The organism is Pseudomonas sp. 13B_3.2_Bac1, from assembly GCF_025466205.1.
Classification (GTDB): Bacteria; Pseudomonadota; Gammaproteobacteria; order Pseudomonadales; family Pseudomonadaceae; genus Aquipseudomonas; species Aquipseudomonas fluorescens_H.
Window position 1 is genome coordinate 103,393 of record NZ_JANLOG010000147.1, and the last position, 22,023, is coordinate 125,415.

The window sequence follows — 22,023 nt, forward strand, 5'->3', positions numbered from 1 at the left end:
GCAGGTCTCAGTGGCACGGGAACGCAGCGCTGTGGCGGGTATCGTGAGCGGCGTTGTGCACCGCTTCGATGTGCGAGAAGCCGGCGAAGTACACGAGGCTGGCACCCAGGATCGACGCGAAAATGGCGGCGGTCAGGCGTTGGCTCAACGTGGCGGTGCTGGAGATTTTGTCGGTGTTGCTGCCGGTGCTGCTGATGATTGACATGGCGCTTCCCTCTGGAGTGTCAGCGGGTTGATAGAGCGCATGAAAACCCCTGCGAGTCGGGCACGCAGAGGTTCGAACAGCGCCCGCCCACCGCGGGTTTGTTATGTTCAGCGACGCAAAATGCGCACTGTGTGTTGCGGGCCGGTCTCCGGGCTCACGAGGGGTTGGCGTCAGGCCGACCTGCAAGCGTCACCTTCCCATGCCGTACGGCACAGTGGATTCGACGCTTCGCTCGCTTACCGTTGCGGGGGCAGCACCGGACTGACATGGCTTTGAGTAAAGCACATGATTCACCGGTTTCCCGTTTCACCCTGTGAAGGGCACCCGTAACAAGTTGTGTAGGAGAGCATGGGTTGGGGAATGTAGTCAATTTTGTGGGTGGATCCGTTGCTGCGGTAACGGCCTCCTAAGGTTCCGCCCTTACGGCGGGTCACTTTTGGCAAACGCCCCAAAAGTAACCAAAAGGTCTGTGCCCTGACGTTCGGCCCTCGCCTAGGCTCGGGTTCCTTCGCTCCGGGATTCATCCGGGGGGCAGCGCCTACGGTTTGCTTCGCTGCACCTCCTCTCGCTGTGTTTGGCTTCGCCAAACGGTCGCTACGCTCCCACCCCCGGATAAACCCCTCCACTCAGCCTGCCGACGGGCCCTCAGATCAAAAGCTTTACTCGAGCTAACGCTCATTGTGTTGAGTGGGGCGGCTTCGCCGCATGGGGTGCACGCTCTCTAAATTGTAGGAGCCAGCCTGCTGGCGATGGCGGCCGACCAGCCTACCAATCTCCAACTGCCTACCCCAATCCACTGTGGGAGCGGGCTTGCTCGCGAAGGCGGCCTGTCAGCCGACCAATCTCCAACTGAATACACCCAATCCCATGTAGGAACTGCCGAAGGCTGTGATCTTTTGATCTGCTTTGGCTTTGGCTTTGGCTTTTGATGTGGCTTTTGATCTTCAGCCCCTTCGGCAGGCCGAGCGAAGGTGTCCATCCGGGGGTTAGGCGCGCAGCGCCATGCGGCGAAGCCGCATCCATCGAGAGGAGGTGCAGCGAAGCAAACCGGAGGCGATGCCCCCGGATGGATACCGTAGCGAGGGAACACTGAGCCTCAGCGAAGTGCCGTACGCCGGGGCAAAGCCTTTTGGGTTACCTTTTCGGCGTTTGGAAAAGGTGACTCGCTGTAAGAGCGAAACCGCCAGCGGCGACACCCGCAGTAACGGATATGCCCCCAATCCAACCATTGACCGGTCACCACCCGATGCGTAGCCTTGCGCTTTCGAGGTTCTTCGGCCCACGCCGAAGCTAAGAAGGGAACGCGGTCAAAGCCGCGGCTGCCCCCGCAACTGTGAACGGTGAAATTCGTTGCCACGCCACTGCCAGCTCAATCCACAGAGCCAGCGGGAAGGCGCAGCGAATGCCGGGCCCAAGGCCTGAACACCGTCAGCCAGGAGACCTGCCTCGTGACAGATTTCTCACTACAACCGGGCGGGGTGATCCGGTGGCGAATTCTTCCGCGCGCACGTTCGCAGCGGATCTCGTCCCGTATGCCCGCCACCTTGCCAAAGGGCATCCGATGAAAACACTGGCCAAACTCCCCGTCACCATCGTCACCGGTTTTCTCGGCTCGGGCAAAACCACCTTGCTGCGACACATGCTCGACAACGCTCAGGGCCGTCGCATCGCCGTGATCGTCAACGAATTCGGCGAACTGGGCATCGACGGTGAAATCCTCAAGCAATGCACCATCGGCTGCACCGAAGAAGAAGCCACCGGCCGCGTCTATGAACTGGCCAACGGCTGCCTGTGCTGCACGGTGCAGGAAGAGTTCTTCCCGGTTATGCGCGAACTGGTTGCGCGTCGCGGTGATCTCGACCACATCCTGATCGAGACGTCCGGTCTGGCCCTGCCAAAACCGCTGGTGCAAGCTTTCCAGTGGCCGGAAATTCGCAGCGCCTGCACAGTTGACGCGGTGATCACCGTGGTCGACAGCCCGGCCGTGGCCGCTGGCACCTTCGCCGCGTTCCCGGATCAGGTCGATGCCCAGCGCAAACTCGATCCGAACCTCGATCACGAATCGCCACTTCATGAGCTGTTCGCCGACCAACTGGCCAGCGCCGATCTGGTGATCCTCAACAAGGCCGACCAGACCAGCGCGGAAGATCTGGCTCGCGTTCGCGCTGAAGTCGCCGAAGAACTGCCGCCCGCAGTAAAAATCATCGAAGCCAGCAACGGTCGCCTGCCGCTGGACGTGCTGATCGGCCTCGGCGCCGGCTCTGAAGAACACATCGACAGCCGCCACAGCCATCACGACCACCACCACGACGGTGATGACGATCACGATGACCACGATCACGACGCCTTCGATTCGATCTCGATCGAACTGCCGCAAGCCGACGAAAGCCTGCTGCTCGACGCGCTGATGCAACTGGTGGTCAAGCACGGCATCCTGCGCGTGAAGGGCTTCGCGGCGATTCCGAACAAGCCGATGCGCCTGTTGATTCAAGGCGTAGGCACGCGTTTCGACAAGCACTTCGACCGCCAGTGGGGTGCTGACGAAGCGCGCGTCACCCGTCTGGTGCTGATCGGTCAGGAACTCGACGCTGCGCAACTCGAAGCGCAACTGCGCGCCGCGCTCAGCGTTTAAGCCATGCACCTGCTCAGGACCCAGCCCGGCGGTTTCGTGTCGGATGACAACATTGCCGACCTTGGACAAACCCCCGCCGAGCTGGTGATCCTGTGCAGCGGCGATTCCAGCCTGGCGCTGCTCGCCGAAGCGGCGCAGCAACTGCCCGAGGATTACCCGAGCCTGCGCCTGGCCAATCCGATGCAGGTGCAGAATCACGCCTCGGTCGATCTGTATGTCGATGAGGTGTTGCGTCACGCCAAGGTCATTCTGATTTCGCTGCACGGCGGCATCGCCTATTGGCGTTACGGCGTCGAGCGTCTGGTGGAATTGTCCGAGCGCGGCGTGCAGGTGATTCTGGTGCCCGGTGATGACCGTCCCGACCCGGAACTCAGCGACCTGAGCACCGTGCCCGCCGAAGATCGCGACCGCCTCTGGCAGTTCCTGCGTCAGGGCGGCATGGGCAATGCGCTGGATTTCTTTCGTTGTCTGGCCAACCGCTGGCTGGCGCGGGATTACGCCTGGGGCGAGCCGCAAGCGCTGCCGCGTACGGCGATTTACCACCCACAGAAAAACACCGCCGCACTGAGCGACTGGCAAGCCGATTGGCAGCCGGGTCGCCCGGTGACGGCGGTGTTGTTTTATCGCTCGCATTTGCAAGCGGCCAACACCGCGTTCATCGATGTGTTCTGCCAGCGCTTGCAGGCGGCGGGGCTTAATCCGTTGCCGATTGCCGTCGCCAGCCTGAAAGAACCCGGCTGCCTGAGTGTGGTCGAGGACTGGCTGGATGAGGTCGAGGCGGCGGTGATTCTCAACACCACCGGCTTCGCGCAATCCAGTCCGGAAGCCCCGCATCTGCGGCCGTTCCGGCGCGATATTCCGGTGATTCAGGCGATCTGCGCTCAGGACAACGAACCGGGCTGGCGCGACAGCGAGCAGGGCCTCGGGCCACGGGATCTGGCGATGCACATCGCCTTGCCGGAACTTGATGGGCGCATCATCAGCCGTCCGATCAGCTTCAAGGATCTGGCCTGGCGCAGTGAGCGCAGTCAGTCCGACGTGGTCTGCTACCGGGCGCAACCCGAGCGCATGGATTTCGTCGCCGAACTGGCCCGGCGCTGGAGCGATCTGGCGCGGCTGCCGAACGCGGAAAAACGCATCGCGCTGATCCTCGCTAACTACCCGACCCGCGATGGTCGGATCGGCAATGGCGTCGGTCTCGACACACCAGCGGCAGCGTTGAATATCCTGCGGGCGTTGCAGGCGGAAGGTTTTCCGCTGGCGGCCGAGTTGCCGGACAGCGGCACCGCGTTGATCCAGCAATTGCTCGGCGGCGTCAGCAATGACCTCGACAGCATCGACCTGCGTCCGTGCCAGCAAAGCCTGGCGATGGACGCCTATCTGGCGATGTTCAACGCGCTGCCGGAAGCCAATCGCGCGGCAGTGCTGGAACGCTGGGGCGCGCCGCAAAACGATCCGATGTGCCGTGACGGACGGATGATGATCGCCGGTCTGCGTTTTGGCCTGACCTTCGTCGGCATTCAACCGGCGCGCGGTTATCAGGTCGATCCGAGCGCGGTGTACCACGACCCGGATCTGGTGCCACCGCACGGTTATCTGGCGTTCTATTTCTGGCTGCGCAACACCTACGGTGCCCACGCGGTGATTCACGTCGGCAAGCACGGCAACCTCGAATGGCTGCCGGGCAAGGGCGTGGGCCTTTCGGAGAATTGCTGGCCGGACGCGCTGCTCGGGCCGCTGCCGAATATCTATCCGTTTATCGTCAACGACCCGGGCGAGGGTGCCCAGGCCAAACGGCGCACGCAAGCGGTGATCATCGACCACCTGATGCCGCCGCTGACCCGCGCCGAAACCTACGGCCCGTTGCGCAATCTGGAGCTGCTGGCTGACGAATATTACGAGGCGCAATTGCTCGATCCGCGTCGCGCCCGCGAGCTGCAGCGCGACATTCTGCAACTGGTGCGCGAAACGCAGATCGACCGCGAACTGCAACTAGACGCCGGTCTGGACAGCGACGCCGATGCAGCGATCTGGCTGCCGCGTCTGGACACCTATTTATGTGACCTGAAGGAATCGCAGATTCGCGATGGCCTGCACATTTTCGGCGAGTCGCCGACCGGACGTTTGCGCATCGATACGTTGCTGGCCTTGCTGCGCATTCCGCGTGGCGACGGCAAGGGCGCGCAGTCGAGTTTGCTGCGGGCGTTGGCCAAGGCGTTTGAATTGGGCTTTGATCCGCTGGATTGTGCGCTCGCTGATCCCTGGAACGGCCCACGTCCGATAGAGCTGCAAAACGTCAGCGACGAAGTCTGGCGCAGCGCCGGTGATACCCGCGAACGGCTCGAACTGTTCGCCACCCAACTGATTTCCCAAACACTACAAATCCCCTGTGGGAGCGAGCTTGCTCCCGAAAGCGGTGGGTCAGGTATATCAATGACGACTGACACGACGCTTTCGCGAGCAAGCTCGCTCCCACAAGGGGCGTGTTGGGCTGAAGTGAGCGCGATCATTGATAACCTGCGCGAAGTCGTCGCCCCACGCCTCGACGCCTGCGGTCCCGCAGAAATGCGCGGCCTGCTCGACGCCCTCGGCGGTCGCTTCGTCCCCGCCGGCCCAAGCGGCGCACCCAGCCGTGGTCGTCTCGACGTGTTGCCCACCGGGCGCAACTTCTACTCGGTGGACGTGCGCAACCTGCCGACCACCACCGCGTGGCGCATCGGTTTCCAGTCCGCCACGTTGATTCTTGAGCGCCACTTGCAGGATCACGGTGATCACCTGCGACAGCTCGGTCTGTCGGTGTGGGGCACCGCGACCATGCGCACCGGCGGTGACGACATCGCTCAGGCCATGGCACTGATGGGCGTGCGTCCGGTGTGGGCCACCGGCAGTCAGCGCGTCGATGACTTCGAGATTCTGCCGCTGAGCCTGCTCGACCGGCCAAGGGTCGATGTCACACTGCGGGTCTCGGGCTTCTTCCGCGATGCCTTTGCCAACCTGATTCGCCTGTTCGATGCGGCCGTGCAAGCGGTGGCGGCGCTGGACGAACCGGATGACCTCAATCCGCTGGCGGCGAAAGTGCGCGCCGAGCGTGAAGCGCTGCTGCAATCCGGGCTGGATGCCGATGCGGCGCGGCGCCAGGCCGGCTGGCGGATCTTCGGCGCCAAGCCCGGGGCTTACGGCGCCGGTGTGCAAGGCGCGATCGACGGGCGCCTGTGGCAGACCCGCGAGGATCTGGCCGAGGTCTACCTGAACTGGGGCGCCTACGCTTACGGCGGTTCTGACGAAGGCACCGCCGCCCGCGAGCAGTTCGTCCAGCGTCTGAGCCAGGTGCAGGCGGTGCTACAGAACCAGGACAATCGCGAGCATGACCTGCTCGACTCCAACGACTATTACCAGTTTCAGGGCGGCATGCTCGCGGCGGTGGAAACCCTGCGCGGCGAAGCGGCGGCGAGTTATCACGGCGATCACAGCCAGCCGGATCTGCCGAAAATCCGCACCCTGAAAGAAGAACTGAACCGGGTGATCCGCTCGCGGGCGGCCAATCCAAAATGGATCGACGGGGTCAAACGCCACGGCTATAAAGGCGCGTTCGAGCTGGCGGCGACGGTCGATAACCTGTTCGCCTTCGATGCCACCACGCAGCTGATTGACGATCATCAGTACGCGTTGCTGGCCGACGCTTATTTGCTCGATCCGGCGACCCGGGATTTTGTTCGCGAACACAATCCGCATGCGCTGCGCGACATGACCGAGCGCATGCTCGAAGCGCAACAACGTGGAATGTGGCAGGAACCCGGCGTGTATAAAGAAGCCTTGGAAAACCTGCTGCTGGATATAGAAGAAGACACCTGACACACCGCAATCCCCTGTGGGAGCGAGCTTGCTCGCGAAGGGTGTGTCAGACAGCATTTCTGTAGCTGAAACACCGCTTTCGCGAGCAAGCTCGCTCCCACAGAAAATAGGCTTGGCTCCAACGATCTTCCGACAAACTACCGACCATGACCGAGTATTGAAGATGACCGACACCCCGCATTTCCCGCTCTCCGCCGTGGTCGGCGCCGATGACCTGAAACTCGCGCTGTGCCTCACCGCCATCGACCCGAAAATCGGTGGCGTGCTGATCGAAGGCCCGCGCGGCATGGCCAAATCGACCCTGGCCCGTGGCCTCGCCGATCTGTTGGCGAGCGGGCAGTTCGTCACGCTGCCGCTGGGCGCTACCGAAGAGCGTCTGGTCGGCACCCTCGATCTCGACGCGGCGCTGAGCGCAGGCCGTGCGCAGTTTTCTCCCGGTGTATTGGCCAAGGCTGACGGTGGTGTGCTCTACGTCGATGAAGTGAATTTGCTGCCCGATCATCTGGTGGATCTGCTGCTTGATGTGGCGGCCAGCGGCACTAACCTGATCGAACGCGACGGCATCTCCCATCGGCATTCGGCGCGGTTCGTCTTGATCGGCACGATGAACCCGGAAGAGGGCGAATTGCGGCCTCAGCTGCTTGACCGTTTCGGCCTGAACGTCGCTCTCAGCGGCCACACCGCGCCGACCGAACGCGGGCAGATTATCCGCCGCCGACTGGATTTCGACAGCGATCCACAGGCGTTCTGCGCGCAGTGGGAAGCACAGCAGCAAGCGCTGCGCGAACGCTGCGAACAGGCGCGCATCGCCTTGGCGAGCATTCCGCTGGACGACGATGCGTTGGCGAGCATCACTGAGCGTTGCTTTGCGGCCGGCGTCGATGGCTTGCGTGCCGATCTGGTCTGGCTGCGCGCCGCCCGTGCTCACGCGGCGTGGCGCGGCGCTGAAGCGATTGCCGAGCAGGATATCGACGCAGTAGCGGAATTCGCCCTGCGTCATCGCCGTAAAGAGTCCTCTTCTTCCAGTCCGCAGCCACCCGCGCAAACCTCGGCCAATACCCAAATCGACCCGAGCGAGGGGCAGGGGCAGTGGGGCGATATGCCCGCCCCGGCACTGGCCACGGGTGCCCGCCGCGAAGTGCCGAGCTGGCCAAAAAAGTAACCGGCATTCGTCCCCGATCCGACGCGGGGGCGAATGCCAGACCCCGCGCCGGACGCCTCGATCACGGACGCCAGGGCAAGCGCCATGCCGCGCGCAGCGGCTTGGTGAGCTGGCCGGGGACGCTGCTCAACGGCCGCCCGCAAACCCGTGAGGATTTGCAGTTCCAGTTGCGCACTCGTTCTCCCCATGAGTTGTGGCTGGTGATCGTCGATGCGTCGGCTTCGACGCGTCGGCATCAGGCATTAAGTGATGCCAAAGGCCTGCTCGCACAATTGTTCGATGACGCTTATCGGCAACGGGCACGACTGGCACTGTTGACCGCCAGCGGTACCACGCCGAAATGGCAGGTTCAGGGCCTGAAGGCGTCGAGTGGCTTGCGTACCTGGCTGGAGGCGTTGGGCGCTGGCGGCGGCACGCCATTGGTGGCGGCGTTGGCGCAGGCGCAGCAGTGGCTGGTGCAGCGGCAAAAGCGCTTTCCGGCCGAGCAGCAGCGCTTGCTGGTGGTCACGGATGGGCGTTTGAAAGCCTTGCCGTCGATGCCGGCGCTGGAGTGTCCGGGATTGTTGATCGACATTGAGCGCGGGCCCATCCGATTGGCACGGGCGCGGGAATTAGCGGCGGCGCTGAATGTGGATTATCGGCACATTGATGATCTGTGATGCCTGAGCGGGCCTCTTCGCGAGCAGGCTCGCTCCCACAAGGAATGTGAATGCTGCTTGACCTGTGGGAGCGGGCTTGCTCGCGAAGAGGTCACCTCGGTTCAAACGGATATCATCCAAACTTGCAGCGCTGCTCTATGCTCCACCCCAGCCCAATCACAAGGAGTGAATCATGCGGGTACTGGTCGCCAATCCTCAGGACGATTTTCGCGTCAAAGCCTACGCCGGCACCAACGGCGTGTTGCTCGCCATGGATCTGGCCGAGCCCCGACGCAAAGGCCTGCTCGGCTTCGCCATCGAGAAGCAGCAGGGTGACAGGCCGTGGTTGTTCCTGTTCAACAGCCTGACGTTTCCCGGCAAGGCTCACACTTTCCCCCAGTATCACGCCACGCCCAGCGATAAGGCCCCTTTGCAGAAATTCCGCTGGGCCTATTACGCGGTGGAACCGGGGACAACGATGCACTATCGCGTGCATCTGGCCTACGGCACAGCGGATGCACCGCAACTGGGCGAATCGCTGGAGCTGAGCATCACCAGTGACGATGGTCATCCGGCCAATCAAAGCGTGATCTTCAACCGCGCCGTGGCCGCCAGTCAGGCCTTCCAGCGCAAGTTTCCCGAGCTCGACGCGCAGATCAGCGCCAACAAGAACCTGCCCATCGAAGCCTGGCCCGATGCGGCACGACTGTGGCTGGAGAACGGCCTGCTGGAGCGTTTGCTCGGGTACATCGAGCGCGCTGTCGACGCCAATTGGGCGCTGGATATCGCGATCTACGAGTATCAGTTGCAGGCGATCATCGATGCGGTGAACGCGGCGTTCGCCCGCGGGGTTCAAGTGCGTGTGCTGTACCACGCTCGACCTGATGATTCCGATACCGCCCTGAACGAAGCGAACCTGGCGAAGTTGCCGGCGGCAAACAAGCGCGCTCGCGTCACTCACGAGATCTTCCACGATAAATTTATTGTCCTCAGCCGTGTCGATGGCAGCGGGCAGCGCCAACCGCAGGCGGTGCTGTGCGGCAGTACCAATTTCACTGCCAATGGCGTGTATCGCCAGGCCAACGTGGTGCATACGCTCGACGACGTGACGATTGCCACGCGTTATTTGCAAACCTTCGATGAAGTCTGGGCCAACCCCACCGATGTCGGCGCGACGCGTACCTGGATTACTCAACATAACCCGATGGACCCAACGCAGCCGCTGTTTGCCGGGTTCTCGCCACGCAGCGGTGGTGGCGATTTGCGTGAGTTCGTCGAGATCATTGAGGCGGCCAAAAAGGACGTGTTGTTCGTTACGGCTTTTACCCTGCCGGACATGATTCTCAACGCGCTGCTCGGCAAACCGCATGACGACATCCTGCGTTACGGTCTGCAAAACACCGCGAGCAGCATCACCGGGTTTCATGCCGACCGCACCGCCGAATTCGCCGCCACGGCATTACTCAATACCGGGCTGGAAGGCTGGCTCAAGGAAAGCATGAAAGGCCAGAAGGGCAACCTGCTGGTGCACACCAAAGCCGTGGTCACCGACTTCACCACCGATGCGCCGACCATCATCAGCGGCAGTCACAACCTCAGTACCTCGGCCAGTGACGGCAATGACGAGAACTTCCTGATCATTCGTGGCGACACCGATCTGGCGGACCGCTATGGCCTGGAGTTGCTGCGTTTCTATGAGCATTACCGCTTTCGCTATTTCGCGAAAAAACTCGAGCTCAAGCAGGTGAGTCCGTTGGCGGTGGATGACAGCTGGACCAACGATTATTACGTGGAAGGGGATTTGCGGCAGTTGTCGCGGTTGCGTTTTGCCGGGCGATGATCTGGCGTGTTTGATGACCCCTTCGCGAGCAAGCCCGCTCCCACATTGGCCCCTCTTTGAACTCAGAACTTGCGTCCGACGAATAACCCCTGCGGGAGCGGGCTTGCTCGCGAAAGGGCCAACAGGAAAAACACATTACTTGTGCTCTTACAGATTTTGAAATGATTTGCCATTGTAGAAAATGTGCCCTGAGCCTGTACGCTCCAAGGCCATTTTTCATTCAGGATTTGCATGAACACCCTCTCGGAGCCTCCCAGTCGTACTTTTTCCTCGCGCCATGGCGCGGTCTTGACGCACTCGCAGCATCCGGTTTTCCGACTCCCGACTATCGTTGACAACGCGGCATCAGAGCCTTCGCGTTGCACTTTGCCGTGCCCGGCAGCCTGAATTCACTGAAGAGAGATCAAGACATTTTATGGAATGGTTAGCGGATCCCACGGCCTGGTTAGGCTTGTTGACTCTGATCGTGCTGGAACTGGTGCTGGGTATCGACAACCTGGTGTTTATCGCAATCCTGGCGGACAAACTGCCGCCGCATCAGCGCGATCGCGCGCGGATCATCGGCCTGTCGCTGGCGCTGATCATGCGTCTGGGCCTGTTGGCGAGTATTTCCTGGCTGGTCACCCTCACGCAGCCGTTGTTCGAGGTATTCGACAAGAGCTTCTCCGGCCGTGACCTGATCATGCTGTTCGGTGGTGTGTTCCTGCTGTTCAAGGCGACGATGGAGCTGCACGAACGACTCGAAGGCCACGTCGGCCAGCGCTCGAGCAACGCCGCTTACGCGCTGTTCTGGCCAATCGTCGCGCAGATCGTGGTGCTCGACGCGGTGTTCTCGCTGGACGCGGTAATCACCGCCGTCGGCATGGTGGATGAACTGGCGGTGATGATGATCGCGGTGATCATCTCCATCGGTCTGATGATCGTCGCCAGCAAGCCGTTGACCCGCTTCGTCAACGCGCACCCGACGGTGATCATGCTGTGTCTGGGCTTCCTGATGATGATCGGTTTTGCTCTGACGGCCGAGGGCCTGGGCTTCCACATCCCGAAAGGCTATCTGTACGCGGCGATTGGTTTCTCGATCCTGATCGAGGTGTTCAACCAGATTGCCCGGGCTCGGCGCAAACGTTCGATGCAAGGCCTGCGCCCCATACGTGAGCGTACGGCCCATGCGGTGATGCGTCTGCTGGGCGGGCGCAAGCTGGAAGTGGAGGAGGTCGGCGAGGAAATCTCCGACCTGCTGGATGACGGCGAAGCACCGAGTGCGGAGCTGTTCGACCGCCGCGAGCGGGTGATGATCAGTGGCGTGCTGCAACTGGCCGAGCGTCCGATTCGGAACTTGATGACCGTGCGCGCTGACGTCGACACCATCGACCTGGCCGACGACGCCGAGACGATTCGCATAAAATTGATGCACTCGTCGTATTCACGTCTGCCGCTGATTCGCAACGGCGCGGTGGATGAGCCCTTGGGCTTCGTGCACAAGAAGGAACTGCTCAAGGAATACCTGGCCGGTGCCGAGCCGAACCTGGAGCACTTGGCGCGCAAGACCATCAACCTGCTCGACAGCTATTCGATCCTCAATGCGCTGGAGCAGATGCGTGCGGCGTCGACCCACATTGCCTTCGTGGTCAACGAGTTCGGTGACTTCGTCGGCGTGTTGACCATGACCGATATCCTCGAATCGATTGCCGGCGAATTGCCCGATGCCAGCGAAATCGAAGGTCCGGATGTGATCGAAGAACAGGGCGGGTTCATCGTCAACGGTGCGTTGAACCTGACTCGTGTTCGCCAACGTACCGGGTTTGGTGCGCAGCCAACAGAGGATTACCAAACGCTGGCCGGGTTGGTGATGAGCCTGCTGGACCGCTTGCCGATGATTGGCGATCGATTGCAGTGCGAGGGCTGGCAGATGACCGTGATGGCGGTGGAGGAACGGCGGGTGACGCGGGTGTTGCTGGTGCGTGAAATCGAATAATCCTTGGGCGCTTCTTTCGCGAGCAGGCTCGCTCCCACTCTGGAACACATTCCACAGTGGGAGCGAGCCTGCTCGCGAATGCAATCTGTCCTGCGCCATAAAATCACTGATGAAAAGTAAAGCGATCCTTGCCCGCATGCTTTGACTCATACAACGCTTCATCCGCCTTGATCAGTGCCTGATTCAAGGTGTCGCCATCTTCCACCCGTGCCACACCCATGCTGATCGTGACCGGGTGCTGTGTCGGTTGCTCGCGAATCACTCGGCACAACTCGCCAGCCAGCGCCTCGACATCCTCGCGCCGCACACCCGCCAGATAGATCGCAAACTCCTCGCCACCCAGACGGGCGAAATCGTGCTGCGCCATCACCGTTTTGATATCGGCTGCCACGCGCTTCAGCACTTCATCACCAATGTCGTGACCGTACACATCATTCACTTTCTTGAAGTTATCGATGTCGATCATCGCCAGGTAATGGTCGTGCTCGCGAGGAACCGTTTTCAAATGGTTTTGCGCCACTGTCATGAACGATCGACGATTGGGGATTTCGGTCAGCGTGTCGTTATAGGCCTGATCCAGCAGCAGCCGGGACATGATGTAGTTGTAGAGCTTGGCCTCACGCAGTTTGAGGAAGGTGTAGATGCTCAACGAGCAGAGAAACACGCTGTAGCAGGCGGTCATCACGCCCCTGAGTTCAATCAGGGTGGTGGGGGTATTGATGAACGGGTTGAGTACCAGCCAGATGATGGCTTGCGTCGCGAAAAATGCCCAGCGACTCAGTGGCAGCACCGATACGCTGTAGAGCATGCTCGCCGCGGCGAGTACCAGCCATGAGCTGTGAACCGCGAGCGGGACGCCGGTGATGATCAGCCGCACGCCCACGGTCAGGCCCAGTACGAACAGCAGCGTGATCACGTCGAAATGGCGAGCCTTGCGGGTGAAACCCATGACCACTGTCAGCGTGGCAAAGAACGTGACAAAAGCCATCGAACGCCAGGTGAATCCCTGTTCTCCGAGGAAGCTGACGACCAGATCGAACACCAGCCAGATGGCGAAACTCGCGACGTAGATCAGCAGACTGAACGTGTGCAGTCGTTCGAATTCATGCTGGATGAACTCGGCCCGCAACTCGGCGGGCGCGGTTTTCTTCAGTACCTGCTCTTCAACGAGTCTGTACATTGCTGCCTTGCTGTTTGCGCTGGTTGTCGAGGATCACCCGAGCCCAAGGGCGGTAACGCAGGGAAAACACAGCGCTGACGTGACAGCCGGTGGATGCCGCATCGGGCACCGCAGGTTCGGCACGAAACGGCTGGCCTTCGGCACTGACCTGACGGAATGCCTCGCGTACAATACCCACGGAGCAGGGCAGAGCGCTGGCATAGCCATCGCGCACCAGCGGTGACAATTTGCCCGTCCCCGCGCCATCCTGCCACCACACCTGAACATCGGTGCCATTCAGCTCGCCCAGCCATTGCCCGTTGACCGTCGGTGCGAGTTTGCCGGCGCTGAACGCACTGATGTGCAACGGTGCGTCGAGCTTGCCGGCGAAAGCCTTGAGCTGTCGTTGCAACGTGGCTCGGCGATCGGTCGCCAGGAAGTGGAAGTCATCCAGTTCCATCGGCAAATACCAGCCACTGACAGGCAATTTCCAGTCCTTGCGCAGTGTTTGCTGTTGCGCCAGTGACTGACCCAACTGTGCCTGCCAGTAGGTGGCGAGCCCGGCGGTATCCAGTTCGTCGATACGCTGGTAGTAGGCCGAATCCATCTTCAGCCCAAGCACCAGTTGCAAACCCTGTTCCCGAGCCAGTTTCAGGCTGTTGGCGAGCCAGCCACTGGCGCCGCCAAAGTCCGAATCGCCATAAGCGGTCCACTGCACGATCACTGTGCTGATGCCTTGGCGGGCGGTGTCTTGCCAGATTTGTTGCCACTGTGCCTGACTGAGGCTGGCATCGACATTCAGCGGTTGATAAAACACGCGCTCGTCAGCACGCACGACCACTGCGCCCAGCATCAGGCAGAAAAACAGCATCCAGCGCGCCATCAGAAATTCCACTCCACACCCAGCAGCACACCGTTGCCGCCGTCATACAGATTGCCGCCCAGTGATTGCTGGTACTCGGTGCGCACTGTCAGTTTCGAACGGTAAGCGTTGTAGCGGTCATCGTCATACCACCATTGCCAGCGCAGACCGACACCGGTGCGCAGGTCCTGACGCCAGTCGTTGCTCGGGTCCTGACTGGCAAATTCGAGGAAGCCATACGGCATGATCGTTTGCGCGGCGTTGGACGGCAGCTTCCACGCATGACCCTGTTGGAAACGCGACAACCACTGGTGATCGCCAGCCTTGGTCCACCATGCGGCATCAAGATAGAGAAAGCGTTCATCCCAGTCGCTTTCATCGACACGCCAATCGTTGCGGTACTGGCCCTGATCGAGGAACGAGGCCGTGGCGCGCAGCAGGTAATCGGTAGTGGTGTGGCCGTCCTGACGATGATCGTCGAGCTGATCCGAGAATTTATGCGGGTTGATCATCTGCCCGAGGCTCAGGCCATGGTTGTCCTGGTCATCGAACTGGCTCTGCTTGTAGATCTCGGCGTAGAGGTTGATGTTCTGCGTGCCCCACGGTTTGTAGCGCAGGCCGACACCCGCTGCGGCGGACTCGGCGTAGCTGGAGCGACTCTGACCACCGAGCAAAACCCGCCCGTAGACCGACAGCGTGCTTCCCGCGCGGCTGGGTTCTTCACCCAGTGCGTGGTCCCACATCGCCACTTGCACGTTCTGCGAACTGGCGCTGCGGCGTGAGCCCTTGGTGTTGTCGTCACGCAGGAAATCGTTGGTCGAAACACCGGCAGGCGACCAGGTGCTGGCGAGGGTGAAACTGTCACGCCGTGAGAGCGTTTCGTGGGCGCGACGCTGGCGATAGCGCCGGGCTTCCATGCTGCCATCTTCATCGTCGGCGGCTACCGGGTTTTGTTCCAGATCGATTATTCGGCGCAATTCCTTGCGCGCCGAGGCGCTGTCCTCGACTTCGTCATAGCGCCAGGCCAAAGTTTCGCCGAGACGATAATCCTCGGGGAAATCCCGGGTCGCTTGCTGCAGGTACGGAATCGCCCGGGCGCGTTCTTCGCGAGTCGGCGCGCCGGACAGGCGCATGCCGTAATCGGCGCGGTAACGCGGGTTGTTCGGATCGCGACGTACCGCTTCCGCCAGCCAGGCATTGCTTTGCGGCATGTCGCCAGCCTTTTGTGCAGTGACGGAAGCGGCATAGAAATGCCCGGCATCCGGCGCTTGCTGCAAGGCCTGACGTTGGCGCTGCAACGCCTGGGCGTGGTCGCCACGGGCATCGGCAATCGCTGCGCCGAGTGCCCATTCATTGGCGCCGCGGGTTGTGCTTTGCTGCCAGTAACCCTCGGCAGTCTGGCTATCACCGGCATTCAGCGCACTGCGGCTGGCGGTCAAACGTGCGTTGTCGCTGAGTTCGGCGGCGGGAACGCTGCGCCAGATCGCCAAGGCACCAGCGGAGTCACCTGCGGCCTCCAGCGCATAGGCCAGCGGCAGACGGCTGCCGCGGTCGCCGAGTTTTTCTGCCTGTTGGTAATAAACCACCGCTTCACCGGGGCGGTCCGGCATTGCACAGCGGCCGAGCGCACGATAATCGCCGGCGGCCTGCGGGTGGCTGCCAATTGCTTGCTGCACGGCATCGCACTGACCGTTTTCCGCCAGTTGCGCAAGCAGTTGGCCACGGCTGGCGCCGTCGATCTGGCTGATCAGCGATGCCATCCGCCGCTGTTGTGCGGGCGTGGTGTCTTTGGATGACGCATAGATTCCGGCCAGACGCTGCAGGGCGGTGCCCGGCAGACGACCACCGAAGCGGTCATAGGCGTTTTCCAGCAGCTCCTGCGCGTGGGCACGATCACCGCTGCTGAGAGCGAGGAAACTGGCCTGATTCAGCGAAGCCAGATCGCCGGTCTGACGGAAGTGGTATTCCCACAGCGTTTGTTCTTCGGTACGGCGACCCATGGACTGGGCCAGTTGCGCGCGACGTTTGACCACCGCTGGAGTCTGCTCCTGCCCCGCAAGCCAGACCATGACTTTGCTGCTCTGCCCCTGTTCCTGCCAGACATCGAGCAGTTGTGCCTGTCGCCGGTTTTCCCATGGCTGCGGCAAGGTCGTGCTTTGCAACAGATCGGTGGCTTGCAGGCGCTGAGCGAGTACCAGCCACGCTTGGGGATCATCGGTTGGCTGGCAGCTGCGTAACTGCGTCAGCGCTGCTTCAGGATCGTGGCGCGACAGCCAGTCGACGGTTTCCAGGCAGGGGCGCTGCAGGTCGTTGCTCAGGCGCTGCACGGTGGGCACATCGTCGGTCTGCCGAGCCAGTTCCCACAGCCGCTGGCGTTGTGTCGGATCCGCCAAATCCGCAGCGGGCAATGACTGCAACCAGCGCTGAGCCTGTTGATCGTGGCCCATGGCAATGGCGCGATCGACCATCGCCAGACGTACCTTGCGCGCGGCGTCAGGGCTTGGTGCCTGTTGCAGCAGTTGCTGCAACGGTTTTTCGTCCAGACGCTGCACGTAGGCGTTGGCCAGACGTTGCCAGCCTTCGGCATCCAGTTGCTTGCGTGCCGCGAGCGGGGCCAACTGATCGATGGTGCCGCTCCAGTCACGCAGTTGCTCAGACCAGTTGGCGCGGGCCAGACGCAGGATGTTGTCATCGCCCCTGGGCGCCAGTTGCGCCAGCCAGTCGTGGGCCTTGGCTGCGCCGCCGAATTTGGCCAGGCTCAAACTGTAGGCCTGCCACAGACGCACACGGTCGTTTAGATCGCTGGTTGCCATCCATTGCTCGACCTGGGTGCTGCTCGGCGGATCCTGTTCGATCCAGGTCAGGCGCAGGTCGAGAGTGGCTGCGCTGTCGCGTTCCGGCAACGCTTCGACGGCGTCCTTGTAACGGCGTTGTTTGGCCAGGGCGTCCACCAGCAGCGCCCGAGCTTCATCATTTTTTGGAACCTTCTCCAGCAGGTGGCGCATCAGGCGTTCGACTTCTTTCCAGTTGCCTTTCTTCGCTTCCCGATAGCTGCGGTCCATGTAGGGATAGCTGCGAAACTGTTCGAAATCGCTCAGTGGCGCGGCTTGCAGCGGGTAGGCGCTGTTCAGGCCGAGCAGCAGGCTGCCCATCAATAAAGTGTGACGATGTACTGGTTTCATGCGACCTCCCGGACGATGCGGTAAGCCGCTTGTTGTTCACTGGCCTGATCGGCCAGGGCTTGATCGAGAACTTCCTGAGTGATCATGCCGCGGGAAATCAGGTGTTCGCCGAGGGACATGTGTTCCGCATCGAAATCGATCAGCGCTTGATTGAACAGGGTCGGCGGAACCATGCCGCGCACCTGCAGCAGGTTGCCGAGCAGTACCTGATGGCGACTGACGCGCTCCAGCAGATCTTCATCGTCCTGATGGCGCTCAAGCACTTGCAGCATATGACGCACTTCCTCACTTTGCCGGGGGCTGGCGTACCAGTAGCGAATCCCCAGCGTCACCCGGCCCTGCGGTGCCAGTCGGCAGCGCACCGGGCGTTTCAATTGACGGCTGATCGCACCGAGCGATACCTGACTGACCGGGCCTTCGGAGGCCAGCACCAGAGTGTCGCCTTCCTCGGCGACCGGCAGTACGCCGTAGTGCGAAGCGACCCGGCGCGGCACGGCGTCGATCAGGCGCTGGTCGAGCTTGAACGGATTGAGCGGTGCCCATTCCAGTTCCAGCTGCTCGGCGAGTTCCTGTACCAGTTGGGTGCTGTTGATGTACTCACGCAACAGCAGCTCGCGGCCCAGACGCCGACGCACCGGGCTGGTGATCGCCGCTTCCAGTTGTTCCTCCGTGAGCAGGCCTTTTTCCACCAGACGATGACCCAGCGGCGTGCGTTGCGCCTTGGTCAATGCCGGGAATTCGTGGGTGGTCTTGTCCCACGCCACGCGTCGCGAGTCGCCCATTGCCATGACCTGACGCAGGGCCCGCACGTTGGCGAAGAAGTTGACGAAGTTGCTCCACATCATTCGTGGCGCCGAGAGCAGGCCTTCGACCAGCCCGTAATAGCGGGTGACGAACCAGCCACGCTGGAACAGGCGATTGAGCAGCATGAAGCCGTTGAGCCAAAGCAATGCCGAGAGCAGCGAACTGTCGGAGAGAATTGATGGATAACGCCACGATTCGGGGGAAATCACGGTGATCAGCCACATCGCGATCAGGACCACGAACAGCAGGTTGACCAGAAAACTCAACATGTAGGCGATCAGCCCGCGACGGTCACGCCACAGGAAGTAGTTGAGCAGGCCCTTGCGGCTCCAGCCGAGGTTCTTGGTGCCTTGAAACACGATGCCGACGATCCAGCGCGACTTCTGCCGGATCGCGTGTTGCAGATCGCGGGGAAAGTGCTCGCGCACGCAGATCACCTGGGAGAATTCGCGGTTCATGCCGAATACCCACGGTTGCTCCAGTGCCAGCTTCGGATCGCTGACCGAGTAACGGGCAAAAATGCACTTCATGCCTTTCTGCTTGAGCCGGAAGCCGATGTCGTAATCCTCGGTGAGACTCTGTACATCGAACGCGATACCGTCACCGTCTTCGAGCAGGGCGCTGATGGCTTTTCGACTGAAGCAAGTGCCGACCCCGGCGCTGGGTACCTGACCGGTCAGGGCTTCACGGACGATGACGTCCTTGCCGTGGTTCTCGGCGAATTCGTCGACATAGTGCCCGGCGGTAAAACCTTTCCACTCAGGCGCGTAGGGGTAGACCGGAATCTGGATCAGATCCTTGTTTGGCAGCAGGTAGTTGAAGAGGCGCAATTCCATCGGCGAAATCACGTCTTCGGCGTCATGCAGGATGAACCCGGCGAACTGGATTTTCGCCTCGCTTTCAAAACGCAGGATCGCGTCGATGATGTTGTTCAGGCAATCGGCCTTGCTGGTCGGGCCGGGGCGGGCGCAGACCACTTTGTGCACGTTGGGATAGTGTTGGCAGACCGCATCGACGTCGGCCTGGGTTTCGGCGTCGTTGGGATAGGTGCCGACGAAAATCTGATAGTTCTCGTAATCGATGGTCGAGGCGGCCAGGCGCGCCATTTCGCCGACGACACCGACTTCGTTCCACGCCGGCACCATGATTGCCAGCGGTTTTTCGGGGATGGTGTAGAGACGTTGTTCGTCTGCCCGCTCGAATTTTTCGTAGATCCGCCAGCGCCGGATCAGCTTGCGAAACCAGTAGACAAGGTCGATGAACAGGTCATCCAGACCAAGGATGAACATCAACAGGGCGAGGGCGATCGCCACATATTTAAGACCAAACAGCACATACGCAAAGAAGTCGACCCAACCCAGACTCATACGTCGCTACCCACCGCCGAGCGAGCACTCAGCCAGGCATGAAGGCGGGTGGCAATGAGTTCGCTGGCGTGGCCGTCGCCGTACGGGAAGTGCACGCGGCTCATGCGGGTGTAGGTGTCCTGGTCGTCCAGCAACTGGCTGGCCTCTTTGACGATGCGGGACTTGTCGGTTCCCACCAGCAGCATGGTGCCGCTTTCCAGCACGGATGGCCGTTCGGTCACATCGCGCAGCACCAGTAGCGGTTTGCCGATGGCCGGAGCTTCCTCCTGCACGCCGCCGGAATCGGTGAGGATGAAATGCGCTCGGCCCATCAGCCACACGAAGTTCGGGTAGTCCTGCGGGGCGATCAGATAGATGTTGGGTTTGTCCGAGAGCGTGCCGTACACCACTTCCTGCACCAGCGGGTTGAGGTGCACCGGGTAAACGAACTGAACGTCGGGATAACGCTCGGCCAGCTCTGCCAATGCCTGGCAGATATTGCGGAAACCATCGCCGATGTTTTCCCGCCGATGGCTGGTGATCAGGATCATCCGGCGCTGATCATCGAGGACAGCCAACGGCGAGTCGGCGGCTGGATGCCAGTTGGTTTGCTGCTGGTGATCGCGCATCCACAGCAAGGCATCGATCACGGTATTGCCGGTGATTTCGATGTTGTCCTCGGGCACACCTTCGCGAAGCAGGTTGGCGGCGGTCTTGGAGGTGGGCGGGAAATGCAGGTCGGCAATCACGCCGGTCAAGCGTCGATTCGCCTCTTCAGGCCATGGTGCGCGCAGGTTGCCGGTGCGTAAGCCTGCTTCGACGTGGCCGATGGGTAGCTGACGATTGAACGCAGCGAGGGCGGCGATGAAGCTGGTGGTGGTGTCGCCGTGTACCAGCACGATGTCCGGCTTGACGCGTTCGTAGGCTTGATCGAGTTGTCCGAGCAGGTTCTGCGAGAGACCGTTGATGGTCTGACCCTGGGTCATCACCTGCAGGTCTTCGTCGAGCGTCAGTTCAAAGGCGTCGAGCACCTGGGCGAGCATCTCGCGGTGCTGGCCGGTGGAGCAGATGTTCAGTTGGATGTCGGGCCACTGGCGCAGAACCCTGGCCAGGGGGGCCATTTTGATGGCCTCCGGACGAGTACCGAAAACCATCATGACTTTGAAAGACATTGATCCCTCCTGGGACATGGCAACGCCGGGCTAAATCACCTGACGCCTGTGTTCGCTTGCCGAGAAATAAAAGAAAAGCAGCCGGAATGGAGCTTGTCCAATCCGGCCCGAGGCTTGTGTGTTACCGATAATTTGGAACGAAAGTGCCATCGGTTGATGGCTCTTAGGTGGCACTTTCAGGAAAAGTTCCATCGATGTGCGCGGGGGACGGTGCAGAGCGTGCGCAAGGTGCGCCGCAGCCAGGCCAGATCATGCCGTGGTGGGCGGATGACAGCTGGCGCTTTGGTTTTGCCGACGTGCCGGGCGAAATCTTCACTTAATGTTTCTTCAGTGCCGATGCCCTTGAGCTTCTTCATGAGTTTGCCGTTCTTGTAGAACAGCACGGTCGGGGTGCCGGTGACCAGTGGATGGCGCGGCGACTCAGTGGTGTTGAGCATGTAAATGTTCGCCCGGAGCCGATACGGCTCGGCCACCTCACGAAACACCGGCCCGGCCCATTCGCAGGCAGGACAGTGTTCATTGGCGAAGTACAGGATCACCGGGCGCCAGGTTTTCAGGGCTTTGCGGTAGACAGGCGACAAAGCGGAGAGGGGTACATTCAGGCTCATGATTAGCTCCTTTTCTCGCTTCATCGACGACGCGATCAAGACATTGAAAAAGCGAGTCATCATTGGCGATGACCCGCTCATCAATTTGAAACGTTGTATCAGCTCAATTTGGAAAGCGTTACATCACCGAAATACGAGCCAGGCTTGCCGTTTTCTCCATCGTTGGCTTCCAGTTTGACTACGAACTTGATAGTCGCGTTATTGGCCTTAAACTTCTTGGAAAGAACTTCCCAGCTTTGCCCGCCCCCGACATTAAGTGAAACTGGCTCACCCGTCGGGTGAGCCTGCACCGTGATACGACCCGCTGCCCCCGGGTTGGTCTTCATCCGCGCGGATAACATGAATGTCCCACCATCACCGTCTGGCGTGGGCACCTCCTGACTGATAAATGCAGGAGAAGCAATAACGCAATCGCCGTTTTCATAATGAACTTTGTCCGCCTCGGACGCGCTCCAATGAGCACCTTGCTGGGAAAAGTCACCGTTTTTAATCAAATTAGCCATTTCACTCATCCTTGTTCGGTTATTGATGTTTCTGCTGAGCAGAGACTTCAGTAGGCCTCCGGGATCCGTTGGAAACAACTGTC

Annotated in this window: 14 protein-coding genes and 2 riboswitches; of the genes, 6 read left to right on the forward strand and 8 right to left on the reverse strand. The window is 61.0% G+C overall.

What is annotated here, in order from left to right:
- Positions 1–7: 7 nt before the first annotated feature.
- Complete coding sequence (locus NTD85_RS24330) at positions 8–205, reverse strand: CbtB domain-containing protein (protein WP_003225486.1); 198 nt, start codon at positions 203–205, stop codon at positions 8–10.
- Positions 206–326: 121 nt separating this feature from the next.
- Positions 327–548, reverse strand: a riboswitch (cobalamin riboswitch).
- 907 nt (positions 549–1,455) lie between these two features.
- Positions 1,456–1,669: riboswitch (cobalamin riboswitch) on the forward strand.
- A 97-nt stretch (positions 1,670–1,766) separates the two neighbouring features.
- Between NTD85_RS24330 and cobW the strand changes: the two genes are divergently transcribed.
- The 6 genes from cobW (at position 1,767) to NTD85_RS24360 (ending at position 12,304) form a co-directional block, all read left to right on the forward strand.
- The gene (cobW, locus tag NTD85_RS24335; protein ID WP_315975176.1) at positions 1,767–2,837 is read left to right on the forward strand and encodes a cobalamin biosynthesis protein CobW; all 1,071 of its coding nucleotides are present in this window, start codon (positions 1,767–1,769) and stop codon (positions 2,835–2,837) included.
- Positions 2,838–2,840: 3 nt separating this feature from the next.
- Positions 2,841–6,689: a cobaltochelatase subunit CobN gene (gene cobN / locus NTD85_RS24340; RefSeq protein ID WP_262143409.1), complete on the forward strand. Its 3,849-nt coding sequence runs from the start codon at positions 2,841–2,843 to the stop codon at positions 6,687–6,689.
- A gap of 163 nt (positions 6,690–6,852) precedes the next feature.
- A complete protein-coding gene (locus NTD85_RS24345) occupies positions 6,853–7,851 on the forward strand; it encodes an ATP-binding protein (RefSeq protein WP_003225480.1) in 999 nt (332 codons plus the stop codon).
- 104 nt (positions 7,852–7,955) lie between these two features.
- Positions 7,956–8,510, forward strand: a complete 555-nt coding sequence (locus NTD85_RS24350; RefSeq protein ID WP_410017549.1) for a vWA domain-containing protein — start codon at positions 7,956–7,958, stop codon at positions 8,508–8,510.
- A gap of 172 nt (positions 8,511–8,682) precedes the next feature.
- Positions 8,683–10,329, forward strand: a complete 1,647-nt coding sequence (locus NTD85_RS24355) for a phospholipase D-like domain-containing protein (protein ID WP_262143410.1) — start codon at positions 8,683–8,685, stop codon at positions 10,327–10,329.
- Between the two features lie 415 nt (positions 10,330–10,744).
- Positions 10,745–12,304, forward strand: a complete 1,560-nt coding sequence (locus tag NTD85_RS24360; RefSeq protein WP_262143411.1) for a TerC family protein — start codon at positions 10,745–10,747, stop codon at positions 12,302–12,304.
- Between the two features lie 103 nt (positions 12,305–12,407).
- Here the strand turns inward: NTD85_RS24360 and NTD85_RS24365 are convergent, their stop codons facing one another.
- The 7 genes from NTD85_RS24365 to NTD85_RS24395 form a co-directional block, all read right to left on the reverse strand.
- Positions 12,408–13,484, reverse strand: a complete 1,077-nt coding sequence (locus NTD85_RS24365; protein ID WP_262143412.1) for a GGDEF domain-containing protein — start codon at positions 13,482–13,484, stop codon at positions 12,408–12,410.
- Positions 13,468–14,346 (reverse strand): DUF4434 family protein, encoded by an 879-nt coding sequence (locus NTD85_RS24370; RefSeq protein ID WP_262143413.1) that lies wholly within the window; start codon positions 14,344–14,346, stop codon positions 13,468–13,470. Before NTD85_RS24370 ends, NTD85_RS24365 begins: the two co-directional genes overlap by 17 nt.
- Entirely contained in the window at positions 14,346–17,507 is a 3,162-nt protein-coding gene (locus NTD85_RS24375) for an NfrA family protein (RefSeq protein WP_262143414.1), read from the reverse strand. The genes NTD85_RS24370 and NTD85_RS24375 overlap by 1 nt, the downstream gene beginning before the upstream one ends.
- Complete coding sequence (gene nrfB / locus NTD85_RS24380) at positions 17,504–19,678, reverse strand: cyclic di-3',5'-guanylate-activated glycosyltransferase NrfB (protein ID WP_262143415.1); 2,175 nt, start codon at positions 19,676–19,678, stop codon at positions 17,504–17,506. The genes NTD85_RS24375 and nrfB overlap by 4 nt, the downstream gene beginning before the upstream one ends.
- Positions 19,675–20,829: a non-hydrolyzing UDP-N-acetylglucosamine 2-epimerase gene (gene wecB, locus NTD85_RS24385; protein WP_045122482.1), complete on the reverse strand. Its 1,155-nt coding sequence runs from the start codon at positions 20,827–20,829 to the stop codon at positions 19,675–19,677. The genes nrfB and wecB overlap by 4 nt, the downstream gene beginning before the upstream one ends.
- A 176-nt stretch (positions 20,830–21,005) precedes the next feature.
- On the reverse strand, positions 21,006–21,437 hold the full coding sequence (locus NTD85_RS24390; RefSeq protein WP_262143416.1) for a thioredoxin family protein: 432 nt from the start codon (positions 21,435–21,437) through the stop codon (positions 21,006–21,008).
- A 98-nt stretch (positions 21,438–21,535) separates the two neighbouring features.
- The gene (locus NTD85_RS24395; protein ID WP_262143417.1) at positions 21,536–21,940 is read right to left on the reverse strand and encodes a hypothetical protein; all 405 of its coding nucleotides are present in this window, start codon (positions 21,938–21,940) and stop codon (positions 21,536–21,538) included.
- Positions 21,941–22,023 lie beyond the last annotated feature (83 nt).